The sequence below is a fragment of the Mesorhizobium sp. CC13 genome, from assembly GCF_039907765.1.
In the GTDB taxonomy this organism is placed as follows: domain Bacteria; phylum Pseudomonadota; class Alphaproteobacteria; order Rhizobiales; family Rhizobiaceae; genus Aminobacter.
The window spans coordinates 142968-158654 of sequence record NZ_JARDJI010000003.1; the positions used below are offsets into that span (position 1 = coordinate 142968).

General features: G+C 66.1%; 14 protein-coding genes. 6 read left to right on the forward strand and 8 right to left on the reverse strand.

Going from position 1 to position 15687, the window contains the following annotated elements; all coding sequences use genetic code 11:
- Window positions 1–5: 5 nt before the first annotated feature.
- Together PV773_RS06535 and PV773_RS06540 are read left to right on the forward strand one after the other, a co-directional pair.
- Window positions 6–758, forward strand: coding sequence for an aspartate/glutamate racemase family protein (locus tag PV773_RS06535; protein ID WP_347965560.1), 753 nt, complete (start codon window positions 6–8; stop codon window positions 756–758).
- Window positions 759–1111: 353 nt separating this feature from the next.
- A complete protein-coding gene (locus PV773_RS06540) occupies window positions 1112–1822 on the forward strand; it encodes a GntR family transcriptional regulator (RefSeq protein ID WP_340038452.1) in 711 nt (236 codons plus the stop codon).
- Between the two features lie 47 nt (window positions 1823–1869).
- On the opposite strand, the gene PV773_RS06545 is transcribed toward PV773_RS06540, so the two are convergent.
- Together PV773_RS06545 and PV773_RS06550 are read right to left on the reverse strand one after the other, a co-directional pair.
- Window positions 1870–2400 (reverse strand): 2-oxo-4-hydroxy-4-carboxy-5-ureidoimidazoline decarboxylase, encoded by a 531-nt coding sequence (locus PV773_RS06545; RefSeq protein ID WP_347965561.1) that lies wholly within the window; start codon window positions 2398–2400, stop codon window positions 1870–1872.
- Between the two features lie 128 nt (window positions 2401–2528).
- Window positions 2529–3461 (reverse strand): sugar phosphate isomerase/epimerase family protein, encoded by a 933-nt coding sequence (locus tag PV773_RS06550; RefSeq protein ID WP_347965562.1) that lies wholly within the window; start codon window positions 3459–3461, stop codon window positions 2529–2531.
- Between the two features lie 170 nt (window positions 3462–3631).
- On the opposite strand from PV773_RS06550, the gene PV773_RS06555 reads away from it, so the two are divergent.
- Together PV773_RS06555 and PV773_RS06560 are read left to right on the forward strand one after the other, a co-directional pair.
- Entirely contained in the window at window positions 3632–5809 is a 2178-nt protein-coding gene (locus tag PV773_RS06555) for a malate synthase G (RefSeq protein WP_347965563.1), read from the forward strand.
- Window positions 5810–5936: 127 nt separating this feature from the next.
- Window positions 5937–7493, forward strand: a complete 1557-nt coding sequence (locus PV773_RS06560) for a VOC family protein (protein WP_347965564.1) — start codon at window positions 5937–5939, stop codon at window positions 7491–7493.
- 21 nt (window positions 7494–7514) lie between these two features.
- On the opposite strand, the gene PV773_RS06565 is transcribed toward PV773_RS06560, so the two are convergent.
- The 3 genes from PV773_RS06565 to PV773_RS06575 are packed head-to-tail and all read right to left on the reverse strand — an operon-like array spanning window position 7515 to window position 10120.
- Window positions 7515–8468 (reverse strand): ring-cleaving dioxygenase, encoded by a 954-nt coding sequence (locus tag PV773_RS06565; RefSeq protein WP_347965565.1) that lies wholly within the window; start codon window positions 8466–8468, stop codon window positions 7515–7517.
- A gap of 60 nt (window positions 8469–8528) precedes the next feature.
- Window positions 8529–8849 (reverse strand): 2Fe-2S iron-sulfur cluster-binding protein, encoded by a 321-nt coding sequence (locus tag PV773_RS06570; RefSeq protein ID WP_347965566.1) that lies wholly within the window; start codon window positions 8847–8849, stop codon window positions 8529–8531.
- A 14-nt stretch (window positions 8850–8863) separates the two neighbouring features.
- Entirely contained in the window at window positions 8864–10120 is a 1257-nt protein-coding gene (locus PV773_RS06575) for a cytochrome P450 (RefSeq protein WP_347965567.1), read from the reverse strand.
- A gap of 174 nt (window positions 10121–10294) precedes the next feature.
- Between PV773_RS06575 and PV773_RS06580 the strand changes: the two genes are divergently transcribed.
- Both PV773_RS06580 and PV773_RS06585 read left to right on the forward strand, forming a co-directional pair.
- Entirely contained in the window at window positions 10295–11125 is an 831-nt protein-coding gene (locus PV773_RS06580) for an AraC family transcriptional regulator (protein ID WP_347965568.1), read from the forward strand.
- A 104-nt stretch (window positions 11126–11229) separates the two neighbouring features.
- Window positions 11230–12033: an arginine deiminase family protein gene (locus PV773_RS06585; protein WP_347965569.1), complete on the forward strand. Its 804-nt coding sequence runs from the start codon at window positions 11230–11232 to the stop codon at window positions 12031–12033.
- 6 nt (window positions 12034–12039) lie between these two features.
- On the opposite strand, the gene PV773_RS06590 is transcribed toward PV773_RS06585, so the two are convergent.
- From PV773_RS06590 to PV773_RS06600, 3 genes are all read right to left on the reverse strand, one after another.
- Window positions 12040–13035, reverse strand: coding sequence for an MDR family oxidoreductase (locus PV773_RS06590; RefSeq protein ID WP_347965570.1), 996 nt, complete (start codon window positions 13033–13035; stop codon window positions 12040–12042).
- Between the two features lie 213 nt (window positions 13036–13248).
- A complete protein-coding gene (locus tag PV773_RS06595) occupies window positions 13249–14448 on the reverse strand; it encodes a metal transporter (RefSeq protein WP_347965571.1) in 1200 nt (399 codons plus the stop codon).
- Window positions 14445–15575, reverse strand: coding sequence for a multicopper oxidase domain-containing protein (locus PV773_RS06600; RefSeq protein WP_347965572.1), 1131 nt, complete (start codon window positions 15573–15575; stop codon window positions 14445–14447). Before PV773_RS06600 ends, PV773_RS06595 begins: the two co-directional genes overlap by 4 nt.
- Window positions 15576–15687 lie beyond the last annotated feature (112 nt).

Sequence of the window (15687 nt, forward strand, 5' to 3'; positions counted from 1 at the left end):
AATCGATGCGTCGCCTACTCGTCATCAATCCGAACACGTCGATCAGCGTCAGCAACACGATCGACACGCTCGTGCGCGCCGAGACAGCAGGCGTGGCCGATGTCCGGACCGTGACCGCCAACTTCGGCTTCGGCTACATCTCCACGCGCGTGGCGGTGTCGATTGCCGCGCATGCGGTGCTGGACGCCGCTGCGAGGGCGATCGCCGAGGGTGCTGCGCCCGACGCGATCCTGCTCGCCTGCTTCGGCGATCCGGGTCGGGAAGCGCTGGCCGAGATGACGAGGCTTCCGGTCGTCGGGTTTGCCGAAGCGGGACTGCTCGCTGCTGCCGATCTGCCGGGAACATCCCTCGTCGCCACCAACGGCACAGTCTGGTGCGAGATGCTTTGCGAACTGGTGCTGAAGCTCGGCATCGGCGGCAGAATCGCCGGCATCCGTTCAATCGAGGACGTGGCGGACGAGCCAACAGCCGTTGCCGCGTTTCTGGCGGGCGAAGCAGAGGCGCTTGGCGCCGAACGCATCGTTCTGGGCGGCGCAGGCCTGATTCCTTCGCTGCCGGAGGTGACCGAGCTGTCGCCGGTGCCGGTTCTCGACCCGCATCGCATCGCCATCGGCAAGGCGCTGCGACTGGCCAGCCTGCCGCGCCCGACAACTGTCGGGGTTCCGGCCGTCGGCGAGACCTCCGGCCTGTCGCCGCACCTCGCAGAGCTGTTGGGCGGTTCGCCCAACCCGGTTCGACGCCTGGCCGGGGGCCGGTGACCGGCAGCGATGCGAACACACATGGCGCCGGACCGCATCATTTTAGAATCGTATTCAAAATGCCTGTAGATTGAGCGCGATAGTTTTCTCTATTGTATCCGTCAACTTATGCTAAAGTGCCGCCAGCGCAGCTTGGTGGCCGCACGCCGCAACCGTCCTGGCGGATTGCAGGTTCTGACGGCCGACGAACCGGGCTGCTGCAAGGGAGAGCAGCAGACGGCGTTTTCAGTCCGGCTAAAACATTACCGGGATTATGGCAAGAGCCAGCATTCTTCTTGTCTTCAGCCCCCAGCCGATGCATCTGAGACGTGGCATTCTTGCGTGCTGCCCGTGTAACATTGTCTGGTGTTGGAATGGCAAAAGCTGCGAATACTGATTTCGACGATAAAGCCGGCTCTAAGATCGACTCGATCTACCAGGCGCTGTTCAGGGCAATCTTGGCGCGCGAGTTGATGCCGGGGACGAAGCTCAGCGAAGAATCGATCGGGTCGCTGTTTTCGGTGAGCCGCACCATCGTGCGCGCCGCGCTCAACCGGTTGCACTCCGAATCGCTCGTCGAGTTCCGGCAGAACCGCGGCGCGTTCGTCGCCAGCACGACGCCGGACGAGGCGCGGCAGGTATTCGAGGCGCGCAACGCCATCGAACGCGAGATCTTCTCCAAGCTCGCCGCCATCATCACCGACAAGCAGATCGCCATGCTGGAAGAGCACCTCGAAAGGGAGCATAGCATAAGCCATTCCGGCGACCACACCGCCGCTATCGTTGCGTCGGGCGAGTTCCACCTGCTCGCCGCGCACATGGCCGGCAACGAGGTGCTGGCCGGCTTCCTCAAGTCGCTGATCTCGCGTACGTCGCTCATCCTCGCGCAGCACAGCACGCACCAGGAGACCGACTGCAGCGTCGACGAGCATGTCGCTATCCTGCAGGCGTTGCGCGCGCGCGACCCGCAGGCGAGCGCCGCTGCGATCATCGATCACCTGCGGCAGGTATTCGAACAGGCCAATATCGGCCAGACCAAGCGCACCAAGCGCAATCTCAGCGAAATCCTGGCGCGCTACGCCTGAGCTGAAGCGCTCATTCCGAGGGCGAGCCTCGAAGGAACATCAGCAATTCAGGCCGCGAAGCGGGCCACGACCTGAATCTCGGCCAGCAGTTCGACCTCGCCATAGGTGACGGCGAGTTCGGTCTGGCGATCGTTATGGATGCGCGCCTCCAGGGCGGCCAGGAGCTGCGCGGTCGTGTAGCTTCGCACCACGAAGATAGCGTCGAAGCCGAATTTTTCGACATAGGCGCCGAGCAGTTCCAGCAGCCTGCCTTTCTGATATTCCGTCATGGCGTCGAGGCTCGCCGCCTGGCTTTCATCGGCGACGACCTTCGCTGCCTCGATGCGCGGGTCGAGCGGCGTGTAGCCCTTGAGCACCTCGAATTTCTCGGTCTCGCTTGCTGCACGGAACTCCGCCCGCAGGATTTCGAACAGACCGCGAGACGTGTCCGCATCGCAATCGAGCCCCTTGTCGAAGGCGCGCCCGGCCAGCGTCGTTCCATTGCGGAAGCAATTGCTGAACGTCTCGAGGAATGCCTGCCTTTGCATCCGCGACGGCAGCGGCTGCGATGGGCTGTTGCTAGAGGGACTGACGGACACTCGGCTCTCCTGCGGGTGACAGGCGCGGTCGCCTACCGCGCAAGATGGGTGCTTGAAAGGTGTGCATGCCCAAACTGGGCTGAAATCGTTGCCTGAAATCGTCGTCGAGCATTCGGCGGAAAATGATCCTATCTGGGCCAGTTGGCGACGGCCCGCGGCAGCCGCGCGACAGGTGCAGCCTGGTCCCACGGCACGTCGTGCGTCCCGAATTTCGCGGCCATGGCCAAAACCGCCGCAAACTCCTCGAGAGCGACGGGCGGCTGCTGCTTCAGCCAATCCCGATCGAAGACCGGCATAGCGAACTGGCCGGCGTGCATCTCGAACCACACCGTGCGATCAGGCAGGATCGACCTGATCGTATCCCAGTCGACGAAACCTTCGCCGAGCGGCGCGAGGAAGCGGCGGACACCACCCTCCTGGAACCGCACGATCGCATCGTCGACATAGACCTGGCCGACATATGGCGCGACACGCCGTGCGGCGGCGACCGGATCCTCGAGGCGGCAAAGCACGTTGACCGGATCGAAGGCTATGCCGATCACGTCGGGGCCGACCCGCTCGACAAGTGCCACGATCTCGGCCGTCGCGATCTCCTCATGGGTCTTGAGCAGCAGCTTCGAGCCATTCCGGAGCAGGGCAGGCGCACAGCGCAAAAGCAGCTCGGCAACGCCGTCGAGCTGGGTCTGCCAGCTCACATCGGCCTCGAAGCGATCCTCAATCATGCCGATGATGAAGAACATGTCGTGGATGCCGATGCCGGCGGCGAGCGTCGCCAGACGCTCGATGCCCGCCTGCATGTCGCCGCCGCCGGCGTCGACGATCGACTGGCTGCGGGCGGGGAGCGCCGGGTTGACGATGCCGAGCATCGAAGAGATTTCCAGCCCAAGCTTGTCGGCCTCGGCCCGGACGGCCGTCATTTCGGCTGCATCGAGCGTCGGGCTGACGTCGAAGAGCGAGTTGAACAGCAGTCCCCGAAAGCCGAGTTCCGCCGCCTGGCGGAGCGCCTCGGTCGCGTTGAGCGCGCGGCCGTTCGGCAGGGAACTCTTGATGATGCCGATCATGCAGCGACCTCGTCGGACAAATTCGGGGGGCGTCACGCTCTGCGAGCGAGCTGCAGTCCCGCGGCTGACAGTTGCAGCGTATGGGTACTATCTTGTATCATAAAATCCTTGTCAATGGATACAATCTTTGCCATCAGCATCGACAGAACCGAGTTTGGAAGGAACCCCAGATGAGCAGGAATTATGAAAGCGTCGCCGGCCTGTCGGTCGACCCGGCGCTGCGCGCCTTCGTGGACAATGAAGTGCTGCCGAGCGCCCGCGTCGATCCGGCGGCCTTCTGGTTGGGCCTGGCGGAGATCGTTCGCGACCTGGCGCCGCGCCATCGCGAGCTGCTTGCCATTCGCGACGACCTGCAGGCAAAGATCGACGCCTGGCACCGCGAGCGGAAGGGCAAGCCGCACGACGCGAATGCCTACGAGCAGTTCCTGCGCGACATCGGCTATCTGGTGCCGGCACCGGCGGCGGACGCCTATCAGGTCGCCACCAAGAACGTCGACGCCGAGATCGGCACCGTTGCCGGTCCGCAACTGGTGGTGCCGCTGTCCAACGCCCGCTACGCGCTGAATGCGGCCAACGCGCGCTGGGGCTCGCTCTACGACGCGCTCTACGGCACCGACGCCGTTGCCGAGACCGACGGCGCCGAGAAGGGCGCGGCCTTCAACCCGGCCCGCGCCAAAAACGTCATCGCCCGTGCCCGCGCCTTCCTCGACCAGGCGATGCCGCTGGCCACGGGCAGCCATGCCGATGCCACCGGCTACATCGTCGAGCGCGGCAGGCTGCAGGTGACGCTGGCCGACGGCGTGAAGACCGGGCTCAGGTCGGCGGCCCAGTTCGCCGGCTTCACCGGCCCGCGCCACGAGCCGAAGAGCGTGCTGCTGGTCAACAACGGGCTGCATGTCGAACTGGTGGTCGACCGTGAGCATCAGGTCGGCCAGCTCGATGCCGCCGGCATCGCCGACATCGTCATCGAGGCGGCGATCTCGATCATCATGGACCTCGAGGACGCGGTGGCCGCCGTCGACGCCGAGGACAAGGTCATCGTCTACCGCAACTGGCAGCGCCTGATGGACGGCAGCCTGAGCTCGGAGTTCACCAAGGGCGGCAAGACCGTCAGCCGCAGGCTGGTCGGCGACCGCGTCTTCACCGCCCCCGGCGGCGGCACGCTCACGCTCAATGGCCGCTCGACCATGCTGGTGCGCAATGTCGGCCACCACATGTTCACCGACGCCGTGCTCGACGAAGCCGGCAACCCGGTGCCCGAGGCGATCCTGGACGCGGCCATCACCGTCGCCAGCGCCGCACAGGACATCCGCGGCGAGAATGCGGTGCGCAACAGCCGCACCGGCTCGGTCTACGTCGTGAAGCCCAAGATGCACGGCCCCGACGAGGTCGGCCTGTCGGACGCGCTGTTCAAGCGCATCGAGGAACTGCTCGGCCTGCCCAAATACACCATGAAGATCGGCGTCATGGACGAGGAGCGGCGCACCTCGGCCAACCTCGCCGCCTGCCTGTCGAAGGTGCGCGACCGCACCGTCTTCATCAACACCGGCTTCCTCGACCGCACCGGCGACGAGATCCACACCTCGATGGAAGCGGGCCCGATGCTGCGCAAGGGCGAGATGGCGGACACCGCCTGGCTCGCGGCCTATGAGGCCAACAACGTCGACGTCGGCATCGCCCGCAACCTTCCCGGCCGCGCCCAGATCGGCAAGGGCATGTGGACGGCACCCGACCAGATGGCTGAAATGGTCGAGCAGAAGGTCGCCCATCCCCGAGCCGGCGCCAGCACGGCCTGGGTGCCGACGCCGACGGCCGCCGTGCTGCATGCCATGCACTACCATCTGGTCGACGTGTCGGCGGTCCAGGACGAGCTGCGCGGCAGGGAGCAGGCGTCGCTCGCAGACCTCTTGACCATCCCGCTGGCGACCCGTGGCTACACGGCCGACGAGATCAAGGCCGAGCTCGAGAACAACCTTCAGGCTCTGCTCGGATATGTCGTGCGCTGGGTCGACCAGGGCGTCGGCGTGTCGACCGTGCCCGACCTCGACGACGTCCGGCTGATGGAGGACCGCGCCACGCTGCGCATCTCCTCCCAGCACGTCGCCAACTGGCTGCACCACGGCGTCGTCGGCGAGGCCGAGGTGCGCGAGACGATGAAGCGCATGGCCGTCGTGGTCGACCGGCAGAACGCCGAGACCGAAGGCTACAGGCCGCTGTCGCCCGGCTTCGACAGCCCGGCCTTCCAGGCAGCCGGGGACCTGGTGTTCATGGGCCGCATCCAGCCGAACGGCTATACCGAGCACGTGCTGCATGCCCGCCGCCGCGAGGCCAAGGCGCTGTCGGCCTGAGGCAGAGACGCGAGATCGAAAGGCCCCGCTCGTCGGGGCCTTTTCTCATTGTGCTGCGTTCGCCGGGTTGCGCCTCCCGCATCGCTGAGGGAATGTCGGCCGGAAGCAAACCGGCCGGAGGTGCGTCATGGGCACGGGCATCCATCACATCACGCTCATCACCCGCAAGGTGCAGGCCAATGTCGATTTCTATGTCGGCTTCCTCGGGCTCAGGCTGGTCAAGCAGACCGGCGGTTATGAGGACGCAACTCAGCTTCACCTGTTCTATGGCGATGGAGCTGCCAATCCCGGCACGCTGATCACCTTCCTCGTCTGGGAGGACGGCGCGCCGGGCCGTGTCGGCCATGGCCAACCGAGCGAGATCTCTCTCGCCATCGATCCCGCCAGCATCGGCTTCTGGCTGACGCGGGCACTGTCGCACCACGTCGATATTTCTGGGCCGAGCGAGGAGATGGGCGAGCCGACGCTGCGGCTGAAGGACCCCGACGGGGTGATCGTCAAGCTGGTCGGCGTGACCGGCTTCCCGGCGCCGGCGGACTGGGACGGCTCGACCGTTCCCCAGGAGCACGCCATCCGCCGCATCCGCGGCGCAACCATCATGACCGAGGTGCCGGAGTTGACCGAGAGCTTCGTCACCAGGCATTTCGGCTACCGGCCGGAGAAAAGCACCGAGTTCATCCGCCGGCTGGTCTCGGATTCCGGCGACATCATCGACGTCAGGGACGCCAAGGGCTTCTGGTCGAGCGCCCCGGGCACCGGCACCATCGACCACATCGCCTTCCGCGCCCGCGACACTGAACAGGTCGAGGCCGTGCATGCCGAGCTTGCCAAGGGCAATTCCTCGATCACCAACGTTCACGACCGCAAATATTTCTACTCGCTCTATGTGCGCGAGCCGGGAGGCACGCTGTTCGAGCTGGCGACCGACGCGCCGGGCATGGCGGTGGACGAGGCTCCGTCGGAACTCGGCACGCACCTGTTCGTGCCACCCGAACGCGCCGACAAGATCGACGAGCTGAGGACGATGCTGCCGCAATTCTCCTGGCCGGGCGAGGAGCGCGTCATCTATCGCGAGCTGCCCTTCGTCCACCGCTTCTACACGCCCGAAAATCCCGACGGCACGACGATCGTCTTGCTGCATGGTTCCGGCGGCAACGAGACGAGCCTGTTGCCCTTCGCCGCCAAGGCCGCGCCCAACGCCACGCTGCTTGCCCTGCGCGGCCGCGCCACCGAGGAGGGCACGCCGCGCTGGTTCCGCCGCTTCTCGGCCAACAGGTTCGACCAGGCGGATGTCAGGTCGGAGGCCGAGGCGCTTGCCGCCTTCGTCGAGGGCGCCGTCGAGGCTTACCGGCTCGACCCGCAAGAACTCGTGTTCCTCGGCCATTCCAACGGCGCCAACATGCTCGCCGCGACCATGCTGCTGCACCCGCATGTCATCCGCCGCGCCGCCCTGCTGCGGGCGGCGATGGTGCTGGAGTGGCCGCCGGCGGCCGACTTGTCGGATGCCGAGGTGCTGATGGTCACCGGCGATGTCGACGTGTTCAGCGGCTATGGCCCCGAACTCGCCAGCCTGCTGCGCGATGCCGGCGCCGAAGTCGACGCCCGCACCATTTCTTCCGGCCACGCCTTCGAGGACGCCGACATCGGGATCGTCAGGGAGTGGCTCGCGGCGAAAGGGATCTAGCCGCGCGCAATCCCCACGGAATTAGCCCAGCGGTTTGAGCTTGGCCTCGATCGCGGCGCGCTTGCCCTCCAGGAACGGCGGCAGCGACAGGCGTTCGCCGAGCGTCTCCATCGGCTCGTCGACAGCAAAGCCGGGACCGTCGGTGGCGATCTCGAACAAGACACCGGCGGGTTCGCGGAAATAGAGCGAGCGGAAGTAATAGCGCTCGACCTCGCCGCTCGACGGCAGGCGGAACTCCTGCAGCCGCGCCGTCCACTGGTGGATCTGCTCGACATCGGGGGTCCGGAAGGCGACGTGGTGAACGCCGCCGGCGCCCTGCATGGCCGGGTCGAGCTTCGGCTGCACCGCGACATGCAGTTCGGCCGCCGGCCCGCCCTCGCCCATCTCGAAGGCATGGACATGGCCCTCGCCGTCGGGCGAGGCGAAATCGCGCACCTGGCGCAGGTTCATCACCTTGGTCAGCACCAACTGGGTGTTGGCGAGGTCGGGCGCGCTGATGGTGATCGGCCCGAGGCCCCTGATCTGGTGTTCCGCCGGGATGGTGCTGGCGGACCATTCGTTGACTGGGCCCTTGCCGCCATCGTCGACGAGGCGCAGGCGCTGGCCCTCGGGATCGTCGAAATCGACCGACCGGTAGCCGCCGACCTCTCTGATCTCCGATGCCTCGATGCCCTTGTCGGCAAGATGGTCGCGCCACCACGACAGCGACGCCTCGCCGGCGACGCGCAGGCCAGTGCGGCAGATGCTGTGGGTGCCGCGGCGCTCGCGGCCCACCGGCCAGTCGAAGAAGGTCAGGTCCGAGCCCGGGCTTGCTTTGCCATCGGCATAAAACAGGTGATAGGCGCTGGTGTCGTCCTGGTTGACCGTCTTCTTGACCAGCCGCATGCCCAGAACCTGCGTGTAGAAGCGCAGGTTGCCGGGCGCGTCGGCGGTGATGGCGGTCAGATGGTGAATGCCCGTCAGTTGCAGCGTCATCAGAGCCTCCTGTTACCGGGAAGCCCTAGAGATAGCGCCTTTAGGCCGGGGCGGCCAACCTCAATATTGCTCGCGCGGCAGATGCACGACGAGGCCGTCGAGAGCGGCCGACATCTTGAGCTGGCAGGTCAGACGGCTGCGCTCGGTCGGGTTCATCAGGCACTCGATCATGCCCTGCTCGGAATCGTCAGGCGCCGGCAGCTTCCCGGTCCAGCTGTCGTCGACATAACAATGGCAGGTGCCGCAGGCACAGGAGCCGCCGCATTCGGCGAGGATCTGGTCGATGCCGTTGGCGACGGCCACCGACATGACGCTCTGGCCTTCATTGGCCGAAAGTTCGGTTGCCTGGCCGTCGGCATCGACGAAGGTTACGCGATACATGTGTTTCTCCTGGATCAGGCCGGCGTCAGCGTCAGGCGCAGCGCCCTGGGGCCGCGCACGGACAGGCCGGGCTTGTATTGGGGTTCGGCTTCGGCCAGCGAGACAGACTTCAGCCGCTTGATCAGCGTGGTGAAGATCACCTCCATGTCGAGGCGCGCCAGATGGTTGCCGAGGCAGAAATGGGCGCCGCCGCCGAAGGCGAGGTGACGGTTTGGGTTGCGGCCGACATCGAAGCTGCCCGCGCCTTCTCCGAAGGCGGCGGGGTCGCGGTTGGCGGCACCATAGAGCAGGCCGAACTTGGTACCGCGCGGAAACGCCTTGCCGCCAACCACGCAGTCGGATGTCGAATAGCGGTGGAAGAAGGGCAGCGGCGACTCGAAACGGAACATCTCCTGGATCGCCGTGTGGATCAGGCCGGGATCCTGTCGCAGCCGCTCCATCTGGTCGGGGAAACGCAGCAGCGCATGCATGCCCGAACCCAGCACGTCGATGGTCGAGCCGTGGCCGGCCATCAGGATCAGCATGCAGGTGGAGACCAACTCGTCCTCGTTGAGGTGACCGGCATCCTGCGCCGCGATCAGGCGGGTGATCAGGTCTTCCTGCGGGGCGGCACGGCGCTCCGCCATCAGCTTCTGCAGATAGTGGTAGAACTCGGTCGTCGCCTTTTCGGCCAGCGCCTTGCGCTCGTCGGTGCGGTTGATGTCGAAGAACTGCACGACCCTTTCCGACCAGCCGCGCAGCTGCGGGCAATCCTCGTCCGGCACGCCGAGCACGCGTCCGATGATGTGGCCCGGCACCTGGGCGGCGAGGTCCTCGACGAAATCGATCTCGCCCTTGTCGATCAGGCTTTCGACGAGCTTGTCGACGAAGCTCTGGATCATGCCGCGCTGGCGGGCGATGAAAGCTGGCGTGAACTCGCGGAATACCTGCTTGCGCAGCCGGTCGTGCACCTCGCCGTCGCTGTCTAGCATGGAGAACTGCACGAAGCGCTCGTGGTGCGGCATGTCGAGCCAGTTCTGCAGCCGCCTCTGCTCGTGCACCTCCTCGGCCGACATGAAGAAATCGGGCGAACGCACCATCGAGTTGTCGCGGGCGATTGCAGCGACGTCGTCGAAGCGGGCAACCAGCCACATGTCGAAATCGGGGAAGAACTGCGGCTCACCCATGTCGCGCAGCGCAGCATAGGCCGGATACGGGTTCTGGGCGAAGGCGGTCGACAGCGGCTCGAATGCCGTGCCGGGTTCGCTTGCCTTTGGGGTGGCGGTCGCCATCTGGTCGCTCCAACTGAAATGGACAGGCGCAGCAGTGCGGCCGCCTGCCCCAGGCTAGCGCCATCATCGCCGATATGAATGCACTTCAGTCGCGCCTTGATGGATAAAACTCGCATCATGATCGGCATGCCGCTACAACGTCGGCAACGACCTGTCCGCACGACCTGCGCAAAAATGACCGACAAGCATCGTAACGAGATCCTGTTCCACACGCCGGGGCGGCATGCGGAGGCCTATCCCTACAAGATCCTGGTTGCCGGGCGCACGCGCTTCACAGCCGAAGACGGGCTGGTGACGCGTCGCTTCCACCACCACACGCTGATCCTGACCATGTCGGGGCGCGGACTGATCGAGGTCGCGGGCCAGCGTTTCGCCGCCCAGGCCGGCAGCGTCGTCTGGCTCGACACTGCGATGCAGTATGCCCATGGCTGCCACCCCGACGCCGGCCACTGGCGCTATCTCTGGATGAGCATCGACGGCCACGGGCTCGACGCAGTGTTTGCCTTCCTGCGCGTCGGCCAGTCGCCGGTCTTTTCAGGATCGAGTTCAGCCGAGCCGCTGTTCGAGCAAGCGATCGACAGGCTCGCGCACCGAAGCCAGACTACCGATGCGCTGTCGAGCGCCGTGGTCGGTCAGCTGGTGGCGCTGCTGGTCGCCGAGCGCGGCGAGCAGGAGGAAGACCGTGGCGAGCGCATCCAGCGGCTGATGCGCACGCTCCGGGCCGACATCGCCCGCAACTGGCAGATCGAGGACATGGCCGAGATCTCCAGCCTCAGCGCCTCGCAGTTGCATCGCCAGTTCCGCCAGAAGACCGGCACGACGCCGATGGACTGGATGCGCCACGAGCGCATGAACTTCGCCAAGCGGCTGCTGACGGACTCCGACGCGAAGATTTCGGCCGTTGCAGCGAGCTCGGGTTATGCCGATCCCTATCATTTCAGCCGCGACTTCCGCCGCATATCGGGCCAGTCGCCGAGCGAATTTCGCGGCGCGCGGGGGCAGTAGAGCGCAGCGCGCCGCTGCCATGTCTGGACCATGCCGTGCCCGTCGACAGGCCCGGCCAATTCGGGCAGGTTGAGGCTGGATATCCAGAGCACGAGCGCAGCGACATGACATCAAGGCCAACCGTCTACGAGTTCAACGCGGCGATCGTGCGCGAGCCGTCGCGCTCCGTCGTCAACGGTCTGCGCGCCGACGACCGCGGCAACCCGACCTATGAGGGCGTGAAAGCGGAGCATGCGGCCTATATCGCGGCGATGCGGGCAGCAGGTGTCGAGGTAACGGTGCTGCCGGCGCTGGAGGCGTTTCCGGATTCGATCTTCGTCGAGGACCCGGCGCTCGTCTTCCCGGAAGGAGCGATCCTGCTCAGGCCGGGCGCGGAGACGCGCGTCAGGGAAACAGCCGAAATCGCGCCGACGCTGAAGGCGATGTTCGAAACCGTGCTCGACCTGCCTTCGCCCGGCTATGCCGACGGCGGCGACGTGTTGACGACGCCGAAAAGCGTGATGATCGGCCTGTCGGCGCGCACCGACCGTGCTGGCGCCGAGGGGCTGATATCAAGCCTCGAGCGGCTCGGCCGCAAGGGCGAGATCGTGCAGACGCCCGAAGGCGTGCTGCACTTCAAGACCGACTGCTCGCTGCTCGACGACGAGACGATGCTGACCACCGAAAGGCTGGGGCGCTCGGGCGTGTTCTCCGGCTTCCGCCAGGTGACGATCCCCGCCGGGGAGGAGCCGGCGGCCAACGCGCTGCGCGTCAACGGCGTGGTGATGGTGGGCTCGGACTATCCGCGCACGATCGAGATGCTCGACAAGCTGGGTTACAAGGTCGTGCCGCTCAAGACGACCGAGATCGGCAAGATCGACGCCGGCCTGTCCTGCATGTCGCTGCGCTGGCATCGCCACGCCGGCTGACCCCTTTCAAACGCTGACCTCGATGACGACCCGGCCGCGCACCTGGCCGGCAACGATGCGTTCGGCAAGGGCGGGCAGTTCGCTCATCGGGTGCACCTCGGTCATGGCCGCCAGCTTGTTCCGGTCGAGATGGGCAGCCAGCGTCTGCCAGGCCTTCTGGCGCCTGGCCAAGGGCGCGAAGACGGAATCCACGCCGATCAGCGCCACGCTGCGCAGGATATGCGGCATCACGGTGCCCGGCAGGTTGGCGCCGCCGGCCAGACCGCAGGCGGCGACCGCACCGCCATAGACCGTCTGCGCCAGCACGTTGGCGAGCGTGGTCGATCCGACCGAATCGACGGCGCCGCTCCAGCGCTCCTTCTGCAGCGGCCTCACCTCGCCGGCGAGTTCGGCGCGATCGACGAAGGACGCTGCGCCAAGCCCGCGCAGATAGTCATGCGTTTCGGCCCGCCCGGTCGAGGCGACGACATTGTAGCCTTTGGACGACAAGAGGCTGACGGCGGTGGAACCGACGCCGCCGGCGGCACCCGTCACCAGCACCTCGCCCTTGCCCGGCTGGATGGCACCCCAGGCCTCGAGCGCATCGACACAGAGAGCGGCGGTATAACCGGCGGTGCCGATGGCCATCGCCTGCTCCATGGTGAAAGCCTCGGGCAGAGGGATCAGCCATTCCGGCCTCAGCCGCTGGAAGCGGGCATAGGCGCCCCATTCGGTCTCGGACATGCCCCAGCCATTGGCAACGACGCGATCGCCAGGCCTCCAGGCAGGCGAACGGGATTCGACGACGGTGCCGGCAATATCGATGCCGGCGACCATAGGCAGGCGGCGGGCTATACGGCCCTTGCCGGAGATGGCGAGGCCATCCTTGTAGTTGAGGCTCGAATAGGCGACCTCTACCAGCACATCATGGTCGGGCAGGTCCGCCCTGGTGATCTCGCGGAAGCCGGCACGCGGCTTGCCGTCGACGTCCTCGATCATCATCGCGGTGAAGGTGTCGGTCATGAGGCTCTCCAGGGCTCGTCAGGTCAGCATAGCCCAACTGAGGACGGCCGGCTTGCCGTACTTCTGTCGCAGGAGGGTTGCCTGAGGAACTGGCCATCGTGCCCGTCCTTCGACCCGGCCATCGTGGCCGGGTCGTCCGTCGCCAGCAAGTGCCGGTCCGATTTTGGTTTGAGACCCCTGGCGAGTACGGCAGCCTGACCGGCTGCCGCCCCTCTAGATCTTCACCAGCATGGCGGTGGCGTACATGAAGCCGGCACCGGCGAGCAGGCCAGCCATGGCGCTGGGAGCCAGGAGCGCCCGAGATCCCTCGCCGCGATCTCTCGCAAGCATCGCTCCTACCTCCACGATGACCTGCAGGATCGCGCCGGCGCCGATGGCCAAGGCCAGCGCGGACCACTGCGGCGCATAGGCGAGGCTGCCGATCCACAGGCCGACGACCGCGGGCGCACCGGCGAGCAGGGTCAGCGCGGCGAAGGCCCACAGCGGCGGGCGCTGCTTGAGAATGGGCGCGGCGATGCCGATGCCTTCGGTGATGTTGTGCAATGTGAAGCCGAGCACCAGGAAGGTGCCCAGGCCCGCGGCGCCCGTGGCGAACGCCGCGCCGATCGCGAGCCCCTCGCCGAGATTGTGAAGCCCGATGCCGAGCGCGATGAAGGTGGCAAGCGCCAGTCCCCGTGGCGCTCCCTTCCAGCGACCGACCGCCAGCAGCAGGAGGAAGCTGGCGGTGGCAGCCAGTACGACCATGGTCGACCCCTGGAACAGCGCCGCCGCTTCGCCTGCAAGTTCGAGCGCGTCTGCAGAGGCGTCCACGAACAGGAATGCCAGCAGGCCGACGGTCAGGGAAAGCAGGAAGGTCATCCCGTCGCGTCCGACACCACGCAGAGCCGGGTAGAACATCAGTCCGATGGCGACAGGCAAGATCCCCACGAAGCCGCCCAACAGGACCTGCGAGGTCAGGCTCATGGTGTCCCGAGTCGGTGTCGGCACCGCCACGGGGATCTCATGCGCGAATGTCGCGCCGGTATTGGTGACGATATTGACCGCGTGCGCCTCCCCCAGAACCCAGGGGAAAGGCACGCTGATCCAGGCCGTATCTCCGCGCGCCAGGGGGCCGGAAGGCTCCTGGGTGAACTGCCAATAGGCGTCATCCACCTGGACCTGGGCTATTTTCATCGGCTCCGAACCGCCGGCGCGCACCAACACGCGGATGCCGTTGCCGTCGAGGATCGTGCGCTCAAAGGTGATCGCCTCGACCGGCGGCGCACCGTTGCGGAACGCCGACAGGGGGTCGGCCGCGATCAGCCAGGCGACCGCAAGCGCAAGGATGGCCAGCGGCACGGCGATCCAGAGCAGATAGGCGCGGCGCGGCGCCGTGGCGCCCGCATCGGGGGAAGAACTGGCAAGATTGGTCACGAAATGGCCTCCACGACATCGAACATGCCGACCCAGCCAAGTTCGGTGAACTCCGACTGGTGGGCATGGAACATGTAAAGGCCGGGTTCGTGCTCCTTGAAGCTGAACTCTAGGATGCCGCGCTCGGCCTGGCATTGGGTGATCAGGTCGACCGTCCGCAGTGTCGGCGTCAGCGTCGTGCCCTGGTTGTAGTAGTCGAAGAAATTGCCATGGAGATGGAACGAGTTGATGGGATCGAACTCCACCACGTTGATGAGATAGACGCGGATCGGTTTGTCCTTCACCACCCGGATCGGCTTTTTCGCGTAGGCGTGGGCGATCGTGTTGGCCGCGTAAACCTCGTTCTCGTTGTCGAAATTCGTGTCGAACGCGTTCATCACCATCACGAATTCCTGCCAGCCCGCGTTCTCCGGGCTGCCGAGCAGCCGCGAGCGCGCGGCCGCCTCGTAGTCGGGATGGCGGGCGGGGTCCGGGTCGATCACGAAGGCGCCGTACATGCCCTTGTGAATGTGCCGCTTCAGCGGCAGCGCGTGGCAGTGATAGAGATGGCAGCCGAACGGCTTGGCATCGAATTCGTAGACGAACTCCTCGCCCGGTCCGATCAGGCCGGCACCGGGCACGCCGTCCATGCGGGCGGCGTGAATGCCATGGAAATGGATGGAATGCGGGTGCGAACCGCCATTCTTGAAGACGATCCTCAGCCGCTCGCCTTCCGTCGCACGCAGCGCGGGGCCGGGTACCCGGCCATTGTAGGTCCAGGCCGGGAAGAAGATGCCGGGCGCGATCTCGATCTCCTTGTCCTCGGCCGTCAGCTCGAAGGTACGCAGCGTCCGCCCGTCGGGTAGCGTGGACACGGTGCCGGTCTCCCACTCCGAAAGCAGCAGCTCAGGGTCAAACCCGTTGCGCGCGTCGTCGACTTCGCCAACCGTGATCATCGCACCATGAGCGGCGTTGTGGGCCGGCGGCTCTGCTCCGCCGGGGGCCACTGCAACTCCATGACCGGCGTGTCCGGTTTCGCCGCGGGCGGCGCCCGCCGCGATCGCCGTGCCGCCGGCGGCAGCAAGCCCGCCCGCCAGGAGCAGCCGCCGATCGATCTTTTGCCGCAGCCACAATTTCGTTTCGCTCACGCCTCCACCTTTCTGCAATTGCAAACCATTCGCAATAAATAGCACAAGGTTCCAGCTTTGGCCACACCTCGAATCGCAAGCGACACCAACCGGCGGCCCGCCTCGCGAGGAA

Bases quoted from the DNA above. Each gene is read 5' to 3' on its own strand.
- PV773_RS06535 (WP_347965560.1), top strand. From the start codon at position 6: ATGCGTCGCCTACTCGTCATCAATCCGAACACGTCGATCAGCGTCAGC.
- PV773_RS06540 (WP_340038452.1), top strand. From the start codon at position 1,112: ATGGCAAAAGCTGCGAATACTGATTTCGACGATAAAGCCGGCTCTAAG.
- PV773_RS06550 (WP_347965562.1), bottom strand. From the start codon at position 3,461: ATGATCGGCATCATCAAGAGTTCCCTGCCGAACGGCCGCGCGCTCAAC.
- PV773_RS06555 (WP_347965563.1), top strand. From the start codon at position 3,632: ATGAGCAGGAATTATGAAAGCGTCGCCGGCCTGTCGGTCGACCCGGCG.
- PV773_RS06560 (WP_347965564.1), top strand. From the start codon at position 5,937: ATGGGCACGGGCATCCATCACATCACGCTCATCACCCGCAAGGTGCAG.
- PV773_RS06565 (WP_347965565.1), bottom strand. From the start codon at position 8,468: ATGACGCTGCAACTGACGGGCATTCACCATCTGACCGCCATCACCGCC.
- PV773_RS06570 (WP_347965566.1), bottom strand. From the start codon at position 8,849: ATGTATCGCGTAACCTTCGTCGATGCCGACGGCCAGGCAACCGAACTT.
- PV773_RS06575 (WP_347965567.1), bottom strand. From the start codon at position 10,120: ATGGCGACCGCCACCCCAAAGGCAAGCGAACCCGGCACGGCATTCGAG.
- PV773_RS06580 (WP_347965568.1), top strand. From the start codon at position 10,295: ATGACCGACAAGCATCGTAACGAGATCCTGTTCCACACGCCGGGGCGG.
- PV773_RS06585 (WP_347965569.1), top strand. From the start codon at position 11,230: ATGACATCAAGGCCAACCGTCTACGAGTTCAACGCGGCGATCGTGCGC.
- PV773_RS06590 (WP_347965570.1), bottom strand. From the start codon at position 13,035: ATGACCGACACCTTCACCGCGATGATGATCGAGGACGTCGACGGCAAG.